This is a genomic window from Kitasatospora sp. NPDC059408 (assembly GCF_042751525.1).
Classification (GTDB): domain Bacteria; phylum Actinomycetota; class Actinomycetes; order Streptomycetales; family Streptomycetaceae; genus Kitasatospora.
On record NZ_JBHYWI010000047.1, the window covers coordinates 54,535 to 69,339 of the forward strand.

16 protein-coding genes are annotated in these 14,805 nt (G+C 73.6%); 11 read left to right on the top strand and 5 right to left on the bottom strand.

Annotated elements, in window-relative coordinates; translation table 11 throughout:
• Positions 1-553: 553 nt before the first annotated feature.
• Entirely contained in the window at positions 554-1,237 is a 684-nt protein-coding gene (locus ACFXDE_RS27855; RefSeq protein ID WP_380497434.1) for a hypothetical protein, read from the top strand.
• Here the strand turns inward: ACFXDE_RS27855 and ACFXDE_RS27860 are convergent.
• Positions 1,125-2,375, bottom strand: coding sequence for a glycosyltransferase (locus tag ACFXDE_RS27860; RefSeq protein WP_380497435.1), 1,251 nt, complete (start codon positions 2,373-2,375; stop codon positions 1,125-1,127). The genes ACFXDE_RS27855 and ACFXDE_RS27860 overlap by 113 nt on opposite strands.
• A gap of 208 nt (positions 2,376-2,583) precedes the next feature.
• Between ACFXDE_RS27860 and ACFXDE_RS27865 the strand changes: the two genes are divergently transcribed.
• Positions 2,584-3,483: a trypsin-like serine peptidase gene (locus ACFXDE_RS27865; protein ID WP_380497436.1), complete on the top strand. Its 900-nt coding sequence runs from the start codon at positions 2,584-2,586 to the stop codon at positions 3,481-3,483.
• Between the two features lie 101 nt (positions 3,484-3,584).
• On the opposite strand, the gene ACFXDE_RS27870 is transcribed toward ACFXDE_RS27865, so the two are convergent.
• Positions 3,585-3,809 carry a hypothetical protein gene (locus ACFXDE_RS27870; RefSeq protein ID WP_380497437.1) on the bottom strand — a complete coding sequence of 75 codons (225 nt, stop codon included), beginning with the start codon at positions 3,807-3,809 and terminating at the stop codon, positions 3,585-3,587.
• Positions 3,810-3,987: 178 nt separating this feature from the next.
• Here ACFXDE_RS27870 and ACFXDE_RS27875 point away from each other — a divergent pair, with 178 nt between their 5' ends.
• Complete coding sequence (locus tag ACFXDE_RS27875; protein WP_380497438.1) at positions 3,988-4,653, top strand: hypothetical protein; 666 nt, start codon at positions 3,988-3,990, stop codon at positions 4,651-4,653.
• A 97-nt stretch (positions 4,654-4,750) separates the two neighbouring features.
• Here the strand turns inward: ACFXDE_RS27875 and ACFXDE_RS27880 are convergent, their stop codons facing one another.
• Positions 4,751-5,296, bottom strand: a complete 546-nt coding sequence (locus tag ACFXDE_RS27880; RefSeq protein WP_380497440.1) for a DUF2165 domain-containing protein — start codon at positions 5,294-5,296, stop codon at positions 4,751-4,753.
• A gap of 347 nt (positions 5,297-5,643) precedes the next feature.
• On the opposite strand from ACFXDE_RS27880, the gene ACFXDE_RS27885 reads away from it, so the two are divergent.
• Both ACFXDE_RS27885 and ACFXDE_RS27890 read left to right on the top strand, forming a co-directional pair.
• Complete coding sequence (locus ACFXDE_RS27885; RefSeq protein WP_380497441.1) at positions 5,644-6,051, top strand: hypothetical protein; 408 nt, start codon at positions 5,644-5,646, stop codon at positions 6,049-6,051.
• 71 nt (positions 6,052-6,122) lie between these two features.
• Positions 6,123-6,539, top strand: coding sequence for a hypothetical protein (locus tag ACFXDE_RS27890; protein WP_380497443.1), 417 nt, complete (start codon positions 6,123-6,125; stop codon positions 6,537-6,539).
• A 138-nt stretch (positions 6,540-6,677) separates the two neighbouring features.
• Here ACFXDE_RS27890 and ACFXDE_RS27895 read toward each other — a convergent pair whose 3' ends face one another.
• The gene (locus ACFXDE_RS27895; protein ID WP_380497444.1) at positions 6,678-7,661 is read right to left on the bottom strand and encodes a helix-turn-helix domain-containing protein; all 984 of its coding nucleotides are present in this window, start codon (positions 7,659-7,661) and stop codon (positions 6,678-6,680) included.
• A 333-nt stretch (positions 7,662-7,994) separates the two neighbouring features.
• On the opposite strand from ACFXDE_RS27895, the gene ACFXDE_RS27900 reads away from it, so the two are divergent.
• The gene (locus tag ACFXDE_RS27900) at positions 7,995-10,652 is read left to right on the top strand and encodes an MXAN_6230/SCO0854 family RING domain-containing protein (protein WP_380497445.1); all 2,658 of its coding nucleotides are present in this window, start codon (positions 7,995-7,997) and stop codon (positions 10,650-10,652) included.
• A gap of 139 nt (positions 10,653-10,791) precedes the next feature.
• Complete coding sequence (locus tag ACFXDE_RS27905; RefSeq protein ID WP_380448215.1) at positions 10,792-11,505, top strand: DsbA family oxidoreductase; 714 nt, start codon at positions 10,792-10,794, stop codon at positions 11,503-11,505.
• A 66-nt stretch (positions 11,506-11,571) separates the two neighbouring features.
• Here the strand turns inward: ACFXDE_RS27905 and ACFXDE_RS27910 are convergent, their stop codons facing one another.
• On the bottom strand, positions 11,572-12,054 hold the full coding sequence (locus ACFXDE_RS27910; protein ID WP_380497446.1) for a DUF3995 domain-containing protein: 483 nt from the start codon (positions 12,052-12,054) through the stop codon (positions 11,572-11,574).
• 174 nt (positions 12,055-12,228) lie between these two features.
• On the opposite strand from ACFXDE_RS27910, the gene ACFXDE_RS27915 reads away from it, so the two are divergent.
• The 4 genes from ACFXDE_RS27915 (at position 12,229) to ACFXDE_RS27930 (ending at position 14,788) form a co-directional block, all read left to right on the top strand.
• Positions 12,229-12,735, top strand: a complete 507-nt coding sequence (locus ACFXDE_RS27915; RefSeq protein ID WP_380497447.1) for an RNA polymerase sigma factor — start codon at positions 12,229-12,231, stop codon at positions 12,733-12,735.
• Entirely contained in the window at positions 12,732-13,214 is a 483-nt protein-coding gene (locus tag ACFXDE_RS27920) for a hypothetical protein (protein ID WP_380497448.1), read from the top strand. Before ACFXDE_RS27915 ends, ACFXDE_RS27920 begins: the two co-directional genes overlap by 4 nt.
• Before the next feature lie 429 nt (positions 13,215-13,643).
• On the top strand, positions 13,644-14,456 hold the full coding sequence (locus ACFXDE_RS27925) for a phytanoyl-CoA dioxygenase family protein (RefSeq protein ID WP_380497449.1): 813 nt from the start codon (positions 13,644-13,646) through the stop codon (positions 14,454-14,456).
• A gap of 164 nt (positions 14,457-14,620) precedes the next feature.
• Positions 14,621-14,788, top strand: a complete 168-nt coding sequence (locus ACFXDE_RS27930; protein WP_380497450.1) for a hypothetical protein — start codon at positions 14,621-14,623, stop codon at positions 14,786-14,788.
• Positions 14,789-14,805 lie beyond the last annotated feature (17 nt).

Sequence of the window (14,805 nt, forward strand, 5' to 3'; positions counted from 1 at the left end):
GTCAGGGCCCCTTTGCAGCAGGACAGTTGTCCCGGCACCGCGAGGAGCATAGTTGTACACTGACCAAATTTCGAACATCTTTTCAGATTGTCTGATTGTGCACGCACTGGCTTGATCTCTGCACTGCCGAGTCTTGGTCATCGCAAAACGGACAGCGGAGGTTGACGGGGCATCATCTGGCGGACGCCCCATCAGACGCATCGTCAGGCCGGGACCCCGCGGGCCCGAGTACCGGCCCGGCAGGGGAGGGCGGCGCGCCGGCACGACGGGGCCGGGGACGGCGGCGGCCGACGAGGTGCGCCGCGACATCCTCGCCGCCGCCGGCACGGTGCTCTTAGGCGAAGGCATGGCGGGCTTGGGCGAACTGGGCCGTACCACCGGGAAGATCGTGCTCGCGGTGACCGACCGCGAGTGACCCGGGTGGGGAACCCGCCGGCAGCGGCGGCCGTGCCCGGCCGCGCGTGAATCCCAACCAGCCGCCGGCCTCGACGCCGGCCACGACGCCACCGGCGCGACCGGCACGGCCGGTGAAGTGCTGCCCTCGGTCGGCGAAATGCGGCTGCCTGCCTGGTTCTTCGGCTTCGAGGGCGTCCTGGCCGGCGCCTTCGACCTGCTGCGCGCCTTCCCGGCCGCCTGGCCCGCCCTGGTCGTCCTCGTCGCGGCCAACATCACCGTCTCCCTCACCCTGCTGCGCAAGCGGCTGAAGCTCGCCAAGCTGCTGTGGCGCGGCAAGGGCACCCGCAAGGTCGCCTTCGCCCTCGTGGGACTGCGGATCGGCACCCACGTCCTGCTCGGCGCCCTCGGCTTCGCCCTCGTCTCGGCACTCGGCCACGTCCTGATGGCCCTGGTGATGGCCGGCGTCACCGTCGGCCTGCTGGTGTACGTCCAGCGGACCGCACTCGCCGCCCTGGTCACCGCGGGCAAGGCCACCGCCTGCCCCCCTTCCCGGCCGAGCCTCGCCGGGGCCGTTGTCCGAGGCGCGCGCTACGCTACGGCGGCCCCGAGAAGGCACTGGAGGCCGTCACCCTGCGGGGTGGCGGCCTCCAGGCGTTGCCGGACGGCGTGCCGGCGCCGCGGTCCGCGTTCCCTCGGACGGGTCCGCGGTGGCGGTGGCGTCGCCGGCCTCAGGCGTTGGCCAGCCGGTCCACGGCGGCGACGACCGGGGCCGTCCCGTCCTCCGCCCGGATGCGGGCGCCCAGGGCACGGGCCCGCTCCCGGTAGGACGGGTCGGTGGTGACGCGCAGCAGCGCGGCGGTCAGCGCCGGCGCGGTGAGGCCGCGCAACGGTACGGCCCGGGGCGCGACGCCCAGGGCGGCCAGGCGGGCGGCCCAGAAACCGGTGTCGAGCTGGAGGGGAAGCGGGACCGCGGGCACCCCCGCGCGCAGGGCCGCCGCCGTGGTGCCCGCTCCGCCGTGGTGCACCACGGCGGCGGTCTGCGGGAAGAGCACGGCGTGCGGGAGGTCGTCGACGGTGAGCATGTCGTCGCCGTCGGCCTCCAGACCGCCCCAGCCGCGCTGGACCACCCCGCGCAGCCCGGCCGCGCGCAGGGCCCGCACCACCGTCGCGCCCAGCCGCGCCGGATCGCGCACCGGGATGCTGCCCAGCCCGACGAAGACCGGCGGCGGGCCGGCCGCCAGGAAGTCCCGGACGCGCTGGGGCAGTCCGGCGCCCGGCGGGTCGTACTGCCACCAGTAGCCGTCGACGGTCAGCTCCGGGCGCCAGTCGCGGGGCCGGGGGACGACGAGCGGGCTGAAGCCGTGCCGGACGGACCAGCGCTGCCGTTCACGGGCGTGGCGGGCGGCGCGGGTACTGCGGGGCGGCAGGCCGAGGCGGGCCCGCAACGTGCGGGCGGTCTCGGAGTAGACGGCGTCCACGGCGGCGTTCACGGCCCGCGCGGCGATCCGGTTGCCGACCGGCCCCAAGGACCGGGTACTCATGACACTCGGAGCGAACTCACCGGTGGCATGCAGAGGCTGGAGGTAAACGCCCATGCCGGGCAGCCCGAGCCCCTCGGCGAGGGTGTGACCCGGCAACTGCAACGAGCTCGACACGAGCAGCACATCGGCCTCCTGGGCGGCCGCCAGCAGGCCCTCCGCCATCTGCCGCGCGCCCTGCCGGGCGAGCAGGAAGGCCCGGGCCCGCTGCTCCACGTCGTTGGCGCTGCGCCGCAGCGCACGCCCCCGCTCGGTCTCCAGCTCCGCCCGCGGATCCACCGGCAGCGGATGGAAGCCGATGCCCGCGTCCTCGGCGAGGGAGGCGAAACGGGCGTGGGTGACCAGGGTGACCCGGTGCCCGGCCCGTTCCAGCGCGTGCCCCAGGCCGGTGTAGGGAGCCGCGTCACCACGCGAGCCGGCGGTCAACAGAGCCACTCTCATGGACAGTTAGTATGCCGAATTTGCCAACTCGCGTCAGCCGAACGGAAATACCGTGGGGACCTTCCGGTACGCCGGCCACCGGCCCGGGCCGGCCGTGGTCGCCGGCGCAGTCGTTGGCACGTTGTTGACCCATTGTTGACGTGCCACTTCCAAGCTGACGGGACAGCACATCCCGACATCCCGCAGTCAAGAAAGGACACCCATGCGCATGCGCGGTCTCCTCACAGCACTGGTGGCATCGGTGGCGGCCCTCGGCCTGGCCGTGCCGGTCTCGTCCGCCGCACCGGCCGCCGGCACCGGGCCGATCGAGCGGGTCGGCGCCAAGAGCCACGTCCTGATCAACCCGGCGAACGCCGGCAGTACGAGCTGGGCTCCCGACCAGGAGAGCTCCCTCGGCGGCCGGCCGCTGACGATCCACGCGACCGAACCGACCGCCAACCCCAAGGCCGGCGCGAGGGTCGCCGCCAGTGCGACGGCCGCCGGCAAGGCCAGCGTCTGGGGCACCACCGGGCGGCTGCTCACCGGGAACGGCGTGTGCACCGCCAACGTCGTCTCCAGCGCCAACCGCGACGTCATCGCCACGGCCCGGCACTGCGTGGAGGGCGGGCACGACTTCTCGTTCGCTCCCGGCTACGACGCGGGGAACGCCCCCCACGGCTGGTGGAGCTGGCGGGCGGCCGGCTGGGTCGACGCCCCCGCACCGCAGGGCGACATCGCCTTCATCGTGCTGAACACGCTGAACGGACAGCACATCGCGGACGTCGTCGGGGCCACCGGCATCGGGTTCAACCGGGACATCAACAACTACGCGCACATCATCGGCATCCCCGGAGTGGTTCCCGCCGAGCGGGAGCACATGCTCTGGTGCGGCGGCCAGCCGGTGGCCGGCCCCGAGCAGCCCTCCACCGCGCGGATCGACAACTGCATCGGACTGGGCGGAGGTGCCAGCGGCGGACCGTTCTTCGTGAACTACGACCAGAACGACGGTTCGGCCGTACAGACCGGCGACTTCGTCACGGGCAACAGCTGGCAGGGCAAGTGGTGGGCGGTGAGCGCCTACTTCCGTGACGACGCCTACAACGTCTTCAACGGGGCGCAGAACGCCTGATCGCACACGGCACCGCTCCCCCGCCGCCCCGGTGCTCCAGCCGGCCGGACCTCAGGTCCTGCCCGGTGGAGTACCGGGGCTGCTGCGCAGCCGGCCGGGCCCTACCTGCGGTACCTCTCCAGGTCGTCGACGGTCAGGCCGTGGGTGCTGTGCATGGCGATCGAGCTGTAGGAGGAGCGGGCGGCCCGCAGCCGGGCCGTGCGCTCCCGCTCGGCAAGCAGTCCTTCGACGGTCTCGGTCCGGTTGTCGGGTCTGCGGTGCAGGTGGACGGCGAGGCCGGTCACGATGACGGCGAGGCCCGCGAACAAGGCGATCAGCGTGGCCATGGCGCCCCCTCGGGTAGCTGTCGAACACTCGGTATGTACCCGGACGATCGGAGGTTCGAACCTCGCGGAATCCGGTCCGTGAGCGTTCGGACACGGCCGGCGTCCAGGGCCCGGCCGGGTGACCGGCGCGAGGTCTAGGCTCGTCCGCATGGGTCGTGACGGGCGAGGGAGTGACAGCGTGGTCCGGGTGCCGGTGCCGCCGTTGGGCAGCCACGAGTGCGGCCGGCTCTTCCACCGGCTGCTGCAGCTCTTCCTGCGGGACCTGAAGGACGCCGGGCAGCCGGTCGGCAGGCATCAGTACCTGCTCGGCGCCGTGGTGCAGCTGCACGAGCCCGGGCGGGCGGAAGGCGGCGGCTCCGAGGCGCAGCAACCGCGCTGCGCGTGCTGCCGCACGCCCTACCCGTGCCGCACCGTGCTCGGCGTGGCGGTGAGCGCCGGGCTGCCCATCCCCTGGCCGTCCCCGGCCGCCGTGGTCCCCGCGCTGCGTGATGCGGGGCTGGACCCCGGGCCCGGGGGCGAGGTCACGGCGGAGCACGTGCGCTGGGCGCGCGGCTGGGGCGCGCAGCGCACCGCACAGGGGAGCTGGGAGATCGGCATCACGGTCGACCGGGGCGAGGTCGAGACCCTGGCCGTGCCGGACGACGCGGCGATGGCCCGCTACCTCGCCGCGACGGCGGTGGCCCTGAGCAGCCCGTACCCGTACGGCTGGGCCGAGGACGCGGGCGAGGCGGCGGCGGTGCGGCCGGCGGCGCACGAACAGGCGGCGGACTGGCGGGAACGGGTGCAACTGCCCTACCTGGACGTGCACCGGGAGTACGGGGCTCCCGGGGACGACACGAGCTGACGGCGCCCCGGGGGCTGGAACGTGAAAGTCGGCGGTGCCGGGGAGGTGGCGGGCGGCGGAGGTGCCGACCGGGCGGGCAGCACCGGCGCGCGTCTTCTCACTCCGACGGGGTGTGCGGGCGGTGCGGCAGGTTGACCACCACCAGCGCCAGTCCGGCCAGGATGACGTTGCGGATCGCCGCGTCCAGGCCGTTCCACGTCTTCGACTGCCACATGGCGAACCACTCGCCGCCGATCCCGATGAACCCGACGCCGAAGAGCAGCAGCATCAGCAGCAGGCCGAGGCTGCTGAGCCGGCGCGCCAGGTCAGGCCGCAGCCACCAGGCGAACGTCCCGCCCGTCAGCGCCAGGGCGCTCAGCGCCTCCCAGGCGATGATCGCGACGTACGCCGCGTTCTGCAGGCCCGGGGACGTGATGGAGCGCCACATCAGGTTCCCGTCCCGGAAGGTGGTGTCCATCGCCAGCACGTGCTGGACGAAGTGCTGGTTGGTGGGGAAGTCGGTGACGTTCCCGAAGACGACGAGCAGCAGGTAGAGCGCGTTCGTCCCGGTGAGCACGGCCGCGGCCGCAGGCAGTGAGCCGAACGCGAGCAGGCGGTCGAGGGTGGTGGCGGGACCCGGGCTTGCGGGGCGGGTGGTCTGCATGCGGAAAAGGCTAACCGCTCAAGGGAGTTGGCCGGGGGCGCCGGCTCCCACGCCGGACCGGCCCGGAACCCGAGGACCATCTTCACGACCATCCCACGTGATTCCCGCTCCCCCAAGGATGACAGCCGCCGGTTCCTCGGATCCCGTCCTCATCCCGAGCGGTGGTGTCCCGGCAGGTCACGGCGGGGCCCGTCCCTGGGACGTCCCGTCCGGCACACGGGCGCTTGTCCGTCCACCGACGCGCTGCTCAGCTTGGGGTCACTCGCCGTCGGGCCTTCCCGGCTCGGCCCTCGCCGCCTTCATGGAGGCGGCTTCTCGACGGCAATCCCACTGACAGGAGTTCCCTCGTGCGTCGTCCTTCGACGGCTGTCGCCGCCCGGTTCGCCACCGCGCTCGGATTCGCGCTGGCGGCCTGCGGCGTGTTCGCGGCCCCGGCCTCTGCCGCGGTCGACCTCCACCAGCCCTGCCGCGATTTCTGGGGCAACAGGGTGTGCACCACGGTGACCGCCATCAACCCGGGCTCCTACCTCGCGCAGCACCTCGCGCCGGACTACGCCCACGGAGTCCAGGAGGGCGTGCAGCTCCACAACGGTGACGAGGTGCCGCTCTTCTGCTGGACCACCGGGGCGCCCGATGCCGACGGACACGGGGACCGCTACTGGTTCCAGGTCTCCGAGGCCACCGTCTTCGTGAACGACTACTACCTCAACACCGGAAACTACGCGGACTGGTCGCCGCACGTCAGCCACTGCTGACGGCCCGGCTCCGGGGCGTCGGTCCCCGTTCCCCGCACGAAACAATCCGAGAGCACAGAGGAGAGAGCAGCATGCAGACAGTCAAAAAGTCCCGCGGCGTCCGGGCATTGGCCGTGGCCGCGCTGGCCGGCACGGCGATGAGTCTCGGTTCCGTCGCCCCCGCCCACGCCGTCGGCGGTCCCTCCTGCACGACGACGATCCACGTCTGGGCCAACGGCGTCAACGTCCACAGCCAATGGGACGACGGCCGGATCCTCCACCAGCCGGTCGTCGCCACGATCAATGCGGGGAACTACTGCGTCGACAGCGAATGGATCGGCGACGAGGCCTCCTACGGGTCCTACCACAACAACCGCTGGGCGTGGATCCAGATCCCCGGAAGCCCCAACTGGGGCTGGATCAGCGGGATCTTCGTCAGCGGCGGCCCCAACGGCGACAGTGACATCCTGGACGTCAACGGACAACCGGTCCCCTACTTCGCGCCGTGATCCGTCCCACGGGCTGATCCTCGCCTGCCTGGAAAGGCCGCTACCGCACGCCTCACCCGGTCGCGGAGCACCTTCCGGTCCGGCACCCCGCACAACGGCTGCTCCGCCCCCCCGGTCCGGGGGCGGAGCAGCCGGCATTTACCGGGTCGCGAACTGCTCCTGGTAGCGCAGGACATCGGCGACGTACGCGGCGGTCCCCGCGGGCGCGCCCTCGGCCTGGATGACGGCCTTGTCGCTGGTGCGGTAGGCGGCCGCGATCAGGCCCGGGAGGTTGGTGTGCAGGCCGCTCTGTTTGATCCGCTGGTCCAGCCAGCAGGTGTACAGGCCCATCGTGGCGATCGCGTCCGCAGGGGACATGTAGTCCTTCACCCCGTCACCGTTGCCGTCCACCGCCCAGGCGTTGAAGACTGCCGGGGTCCACCGGGCGATCCCGTACTCGTCCGCCTTCGGGTCGCGCAGGTCCGGGTCGAAACCGCTCTCGACCTTGAGCATCGCCGCCAGCAGCGCCGGGGTCACCTCGGCCTCGGTGCACCGCCTCGCGGCGAGTTCGATGGCGCCGCGGAACTGCTCCGGCACGGCCGCGTCCGCACGGATCGCGCCGGGCACCGCCGTTGCGGTGCGCGGCGCAGGGGGTGATGCCCCGAAGGCCGGGCCGTCCGGCTTCGGATCGGCCTGCGGCGCCGAGGAGCCGGTCCCGCCGTCCCGCAGAGCGGGCACAAGCGCACTCACCAGTACTCCGAGGAGCGTCACGGCCATTGCCGCCAGGACCAGCCACGGCCGCCTCCTGCGGACGGGCACCACGGTCCCGGCCGTTCCCGGCCCGACGTCGTCGGCCGTCTGCGGGGGCCGTTCCTGCTCGGTGCGTGATGCCGCTGCGGCTTCCCACAGCAGGCGCAGGTCCTCCGGGTCCCGCCCGACCTCGCGGCACAGTGCCTCCACCGCGGCCCACGGTGGCAGGCCGCGACCGGCGAGGTACCGCGACCAGGAGGAGTCGCTCACCATGGTCACGCGTTCCAGGTCTTTGAGACTCTTCTTCGTCAGCGAACGCATTTCCCGCAGGCGTTCCGGCAGCCGCGCCGTTTCCCGTTCGCCGTCTCGCCGCACCGATGTCGTATCACTCATGTACACCCTGCCCCCCAGCCGGCGTCGTTCCAGCAACGTTCGCCGATCCTCGCACCGCCCGTCTCACCGATCGCTTACATATCCCTTTCCCGTCCCACGGGTTGACGTCCCGGCAGGTCACAGTCGGCTTCGCCCCGGGATCCCCGGGAGCGGGCGTGCCGTCCTGCTTCCGAGGTGGCCGGAATAAATCGGTGGGCGGTGCCTCGGTGTTCGGCTATGGTCGCCGTGTTGGCGGCTCCGCGGCGCGCTTCCTTCTCTTCTTCCTTCGAAAACCAGTAGCGCGCCCCCTCTCCGCCCCTCCTTCTTTCCGCCTCCGTGGGGGGATCTCTCCGCATGCCCCGAGCCATCGTGGCTCCCTTCGACGTCAGCGTCGATCTCGATCTCGGTTCCTTCCTGCTCCGCCGGCGTGGTGCCCTCGCCGTGGCCCCCGGCGAACTGCTGCCCTCCGCGGATCCGTGGAGCGTTCGGGGCCTGGTGGCCCTCGATGCCGATCTGGTCCGGCGCGGCTACGTCCTCACCACGCAACTGCGCGCCGCGCTGTCCCGGTTGGCGCCGGTGCGGCTCGCCGAGCTGGGCGACGGGCTGCTCGCCCGGATCGACCACCTGCTCGGCGCGGACCGCGAGCACCTGCCGCTGTTCCGCCGCTTCCCGGACGCCGTGCCGGACCACGCGCACGTCCTCTACACCCGGCAGATCAGGGCGTTCCTGCTCAACCAGCCGAACCAGCCCTGCGCGCACTGCGGCCGGCGCGGCGCCGAGGTGGGCGTCGGCGCGCTCGCGCCCTGCGCGCACCTGCTCTGCGCGCCCTGCCTGGACGGCCTGGACGCCGACGGCCGGGGCGGGCAGTGCCCGCTGTGCGGCGCGCGACTGGCGACCGGCACCTACCTGGGCGAGGACGGCTCGGCCGGGCGCAAGGCGGCGCAGGACTTCGGCGGACGGCAGGCCCTGCGCCCGCTGCGGCTGATCACCGCCGACCAGGTCACCGCCGCGATGGCCGAGTTCCACCGCCTGCTGGCCCGCCGCACCCCGCTCTCCCCGCAGAACCGCGACGACCTCGCCGCGCTGCTCGCCCACGCGCCCGAGGACCTGCCGCAGCACCTGCCCGCGCGGATCCCGCTGCGCGAGACCAAGGCCACCGTCCTCGCCGCCCTGCTGGAGCGCGACGCCACCTCCGCCCTGCCCGTGCTGGCCGAACGGGTCGACACCGCGACCGACGTGCTGCGCCTGCTCTGGGCGTGGTCCGGCGCCGAGCCCGACCTGCTGCCCGCCACCGCCCGCCGCCTGCGGCTGCGCAACCTGCCGCGGCCGCTGCGCCGGGGCCTGCTGGAGGTCCTGGAGGGCCTGTCCCCCACCGCCCTCGCCGAGGACCTGCGCCGCCACCGCTCGGCCTGGCTGCGCGCGGGCGAACTGCTGCACCCGTACGAGCACCGGCGGCGCTTCCCGAAGGTGACGGCCGCGTTCGTGCTGCTGCGGGAGACGGACCTGCGCACCCACGAGGTGGGCCGGGAGTTCGCCGAGCCGCCCGCGCCGCTGCGCGTGGTCACCACCGGCGATCACACCCGGCTGGCGTTCACCGGTTTCGCCGGGCGGGTCGAATCGCTGCTGGCCGCCGGGGACGCCGCCGGTGCGGTGCGGGTGCTGGCCGCGCGCCCGGGCGAGCTGGTCCGCCGGCTGCACCACGTGCTGCGGGTGCACGCCACCACCGATCCCGGCGCCGCACTGCCGCCAGAACTGCTGGAGACGGTGGCCCGGGCCCTGGGCCGGGTCGCCCCCGGGCCGCTGCTGGGCGCGTACGGGCGGCTGCGCGGGAGGCGGACGGCGGGCGAGCGGCGGCTGTACTTCCCCCGGGGGACGGTCTCGCTGGCGCACGCCCGGGAGGACCACGGCACCGTGGTGCCCGCCGAACTCGGCGCCCCGCTCTGCGCGTTGATCGAGGCCGAGCTGCTGCGCCGCAGCGGCGGCGAGCGCTACGACCGCGCGCTGCTGGACGAGGGCCTGGCCGACCTGGTCGCGCCGTTCGCCGAGCGGGCCGCCGCCAAGACCCTGGTGTGCGTGCCGCGCGGGAGCCGGCAGCGGCTGCCGGCCGGCGAGCGGCTGCGGCTGTTCGTGCACTGGATGCAGCCGGAGCACCTGCGGGTGGACCTCGACCTGTCCGTCGCGCTGTACGACGAGCGGTGGCGGTTCAGCGGTCTGTGCGACTACACCAACTTGGTGCACGGCAACCGGGCGGCCGTGCACTCGGGCGACTACGTGTCCGCGCCGCCGCCCGACGGCGCGACGGAGTTCGTCGACCTGGACCTCGCCCGGCTGGCGGCGGGCGGCGCGCGGTACGCGGTGGTGATCGTGTTCAGCTACAACGACGTCGCCTTCGAGCAGCTGACCGAGGCCTTCGCCGGCTTCATGGACCTCGGCGCGACGCCCTCCGGCGGCGAGCACTACCACCCGAGGGCGGTCCGCCAGCGGCTGGACCTGGTCGGGGACGCCAAGGTGTCCGTCCCGATGATCGTCGACCTCGCGCAGCGGCAGTACACCTGGACCGACCTCAACACGGGCGCCGACGGCGGCTACCACAGCGTCCACCGCCACCAGGCCGAGGTCGGCTCGCTCAGCCGCGACGTGCTCGCCCACTTCGGCCCGGAGAACCGGGCCACCCTGTGGGACGTCGCCTGCGCCCGGGCGGCGGCGGGCACCGACGACGTGCACGTGCGCGGTGGCCTCGGCGTACGGCGGTGGCGGCGGCGCGACGGCGAGGACGTCGGGGCGTTCGCGGCCCGGCTGCGGGCGCGGCGGGACGACGACGGTGCCGGGCAGGCGGAACTGCCGGACGGTGCACGGGCGTTCGTCGCGCTGGTGGACGGGGACGTGCCGGCGCCGGAGAAACTGTCCGGGGCGCTCTACCGGCTCTACCCGGGGCGGGTGGACGCCGCGCCCGAGGAGCTGGAACGGCTGACGGCGGGGGACCTGGTCGCGACGCTGGCACCCCGCGGCTGAGGCGCCGGACGGTCGTCGGAGGCCCGTCCGCGGGGCGAACCGTTCGAATATTTCTCGTCCTGAAATATTCGGGTGCGCGAGCGCATTCCCGTAAGTACCGGCGCGGGACAGGCCCGCCCGACGAGAGGAGTGCGGTCCCGTGCGCGTCGAAGTGTGGAGCGACATCAACTGCCCGTGGTGCTACATCGGCAAGGCCCGGTTCGAGCAGGCCCTGGCGGTGTTCCCGCACCGCGCGGAGGTCGAGGTCGTGCACCGCTCGTTCGAGCTGGACCCGAACGCGCCGCGCGCGGCCCGTCCCGTGCTCCCGCTGCTCGCCGCGAAGTACGGGATGAGCCTGGAGCAGGCCGAGGCGGCGGACGCCCGGATCGCCGAGAACGCGCGCGCGGAAGGGCTGCCGTACCTGGACGGCGGGCGGGACGCGGCGAACTCCTTCGACATGCACCGGCTGCTGCACTTCGCCAAGGAGAGGGGCCGGCAGGCCGAGCTGCTGGACGCGCTGTACCGGGCCAACTTCGCCGAGGAGCGCTCGGCGTTCGACGAGGAGCGGCTGGTCGAGCTGGCCGTCGGGGCCGGGCTGGACGGCGAGGCGGCCGCCGCCGTGCTGGCCGATCCGCAGGCGTACGCGGAGGCCGTGCGCGAGGACGAGGCGACGGCGAGCGCCATGGGGGCGACGGGTGTGCCGTTCTTCGTCCTCGACCGCCGGCTCGGGGTGTCCGGGGCCCAGCCCGCGGAAACGTTCACGCGGGCACTGGAGCAGGCCTGGGAGAGCCGGCCGCCGGCACCGCTGGTCCAGGTCGGCGGGGGCGACGCGGACGCCTGCGGGCCGGACGGCTGCGAGCTGCCCCGGCCGTAGGGCCCGTCCGCGCACTCCCGCCGTCCACCCGAAGGCCGGCCCGCCGGGCCACCGGCGGGCCGCCCTTCACGCCACGACCCTCCACGGAAGTGCCGACACCCCTTCCGCCGCCGACACCTGCCAGGCCGCCCGGCCCAGCAGGAGGCACAGCGGGGTGTACAGGAGCAGGTTGAGCCAGTAGAACGTGTCGGCCGGGTCCGCCCAGGCCCCCGTCACCCAGACCAGCCCGACCGCGCCGCGGGCCAGCAGTCCGGCGGCCACCGCCCGGCTCCCCCAGCGCGGCAGTACCGCGGGCAGCCGGCGGCCCAGGGCAGGCAGCCGCCCGCCCCGGACCAGCACCAGTGCCGCGCCCGAGAAGAGCATGCCCGCGAGCGGGATCAGGCCTTGCGGGGTGAACGGCACCCGGGTGTTGAGCACCAGCTGCGAGAGCCGGACGGTGCCGTGCACCGGCCAGGTCCGCCCACTGGCCCAGTACAGGTGGACCAGACCGTCCACGGCCAGCACCGCGCCGATCGCGGTGGCCTTGGTGCGGATGCTCGTCGGCTTCATTGCGTCACCTCACGGAGGACTTCGGGACGTTCGAACACCCGGAGGAGCACCCCACCCGGCGATCCGTTCCTGTGACGAGGAACACGCGAGCCTGGCGAAAAGCCGCCGGAACCTTTCGCCGTTGCGACGCCTCCATCCTTGGACCCCCTGTTGCCGATCGACGGAGAGAGCGCCATGCAGGAGCCACCGCCCGGCCTCGCCGAACTGGTCCGGGCCGCCCAGGGCGGCGACCAACTCGCGGTCGGCCGGCTGCTGGACCTGATCACCCCCTACGTCCGCCGGCTCTGCGGACCGATCGCGCTGGACGACGGCGCGGACGCGACCCAGGAAGCGCTCATCGTGGTCTTCCGCAAGCTGCGCCAACTCCAGGAGCCCGCAGCGCTGTTCGGCTGGGTCCGGGCCATCGCGGTGCGCGAGGCCGTACGGTGCGCGACCCGCTCGGCGCGCTCCCGGCCGGCCGAACTCGGCGAACTCCCCGCGCCCGGCGACCCCCAACTCGCCGCGGACATCAACGACGTACTCGCCCGGCTCTCCCCCGAGCACCGGGCCGTCCTGCTGATGCGCGACCTGGAAGGGCTGGACGAACGGCAGACCGCGGAACTCCTCGCCGTCGCGCCGGGGACGGTCAAGTCCCGGCTCTCCCGGGCCCGACTCAGCTTCCGAAAGGCGTGGCAGCAGTGACCGAGAACCCGGTGCCCCAGTGGCCCGTCGCCGACTTCGACACCATCCGCCGCCTGCACGTGATCGCCGCCACCGCACCCGGGGCGGCCCGGATCGGCGAGACCGTCCTCGACGCGCCGTTCGAGCGGGTCTGGTCGGTCGCCCAGGACCTGGAACGCACGATGCCGCTCTGGATCCCGGACATCCGCACGGTCCGTCTCATCGACCCCGAGCCGACCGGTGCTCCGTTCCGGGCCCGGATCCACGGCCACACCCGGCTCCGCGCGACCTTCGACATCGACCTCGCCCCCGGGTGGTGCCTGATGCAGAGCCGCCTCGTCCTCGGCGGAATGGCAGCGCGCCCCGAGACCGACCGCACGACCCGCTTCGCCTTCCTCGGCGGACTGCGCTTCCCCGGCGCACGCCTCCTCGCCCCCGCGCTGCGCCCGTTCACCGGGAACCCGCTGGAGCGGTTCGCCGCCCTCCTCGACGAGGAGTAGCGAGGAACAGCAGCGACGCTGCGGGGTCGTCCCCTCGGAAGGGACCTCGGAGGGGACGACGGAGGGGACGACGGAGGGGACGACGGCGACCCCGCGGCGCTCGAACCGCGCCGCCACCCGGTCGCGCCGATCCGCGCAGCGCACCTTCCACCGGCGTACCGCACGGCGAGTGGGCCAAGGCTCTGGCGCCCGCCGCGGTCCTATCCTCGGCCGGGCGCTGAGCCGCCGGGTACTCACCCTGCCACGCTGCCCGGGCCGCGTCCTCGCCGACCGCGGCCGCCCGGCCGCCCGCCGTCGGCCGTGTGGTCCCGTGGCCGCGGGCCGGCCGCTTCCGGTCTCGGAGGAGCGGGAAGAGGCCGGTGGTCACCCGGCAAAGGCGGTGCGGGAAATGTCGGGTGACCGGGACCGGTGTCGCCGCACGATGGGGGCATGGACGACACGACCCTGGTATCCCGTTTCCTCCGCGACGGCTTCGTCAGGCTGGAGGGCGCCGTCGCGCCGCGCGTGGCCGCGGACTGCGAGCGACTGCTCTGGCGGGAGACCGGCTGTGACCCGGACGACCCGTCGACGTGGAAGCAGCCCGTGCACCGGGTGGCCGGCATGGCGCAGGGACCGTTCGCCGCCGCACCCAACTCCCCGTCCCTGCACCGCGCGTACGACCTGCTCGTCGGCGCGGGGCGCTGGGAGCCGCGCTACTCGCTGGGCACGTTCCCGCTGCGCTTCCCGCACGAAGAGGAGCCGGACGACACGGGCTGGCACATCGAGGGGAGCTACCTGCCGGAGGGCGAGAGCTGGTACTTCACGAATCTGCGCTCCCAGGGCCGGGCGCTTCTGATGCTGTTCCTGTTCAGCGAGGTGGGTGAGGAGGACGCCCCGACCCGGATCCGGGTCGGCTCGCACCTCGACGCGCCGAAGGTGCTGGAGAAGTACGGGGAGGACGGGGCGAGCGGCCTGGCCCTCGCTCCCGATCTGGTGGCGGCCTCCGACCACCGGCTGCTCGCCCTCGCCACCGGATCCCCGGGCGACGTCTACCTGTGCCACCCGTTCCTGGTGCACGCGGCGCAACCGCACCACGGAGCGCGGCCGCGCTTCATGGCCCAGCCGCCCCTGATGCCGGCCGCACCGTACGAACTGGAGCGCGCCGACGGCGCGTACTCACCCGTGGAGACCGCGATCCGCCGGGGCCTGGGACGGGACACCCCGGGCCCGGACGGGGACGGCGCCGGCCGCACCGCCGGGTAGACGACATTCGCGCCGGCCAGGCGGACACCCCGGTTGCCGCCACCCGGCGCACGGCCCGGATCGGCAGGGACACCGCCCGCGCATTCACCCCTTTCCGGCCGGCCGCTCGGCGGGTCGCCCGACAGGACGGCCCGGAAAGGCGCACGGCGTGGGAGGGTGCGGCGGTGAGCACGGTGGAGGAGTCGATCGACGTGGACGCGCCCGTCCGCGTCGTCTACGACCAGTGGGCGACCTTCGAGAACTTCCCCAAATTCGTGACTCCTCCCCCGGCTGAAGCCGGGGGCTTCTCGCTAACCCTGGCGGGCGTTGCGACGGACAAGCCCTGCCCGTAGAACGTTGGTGGCTCCCA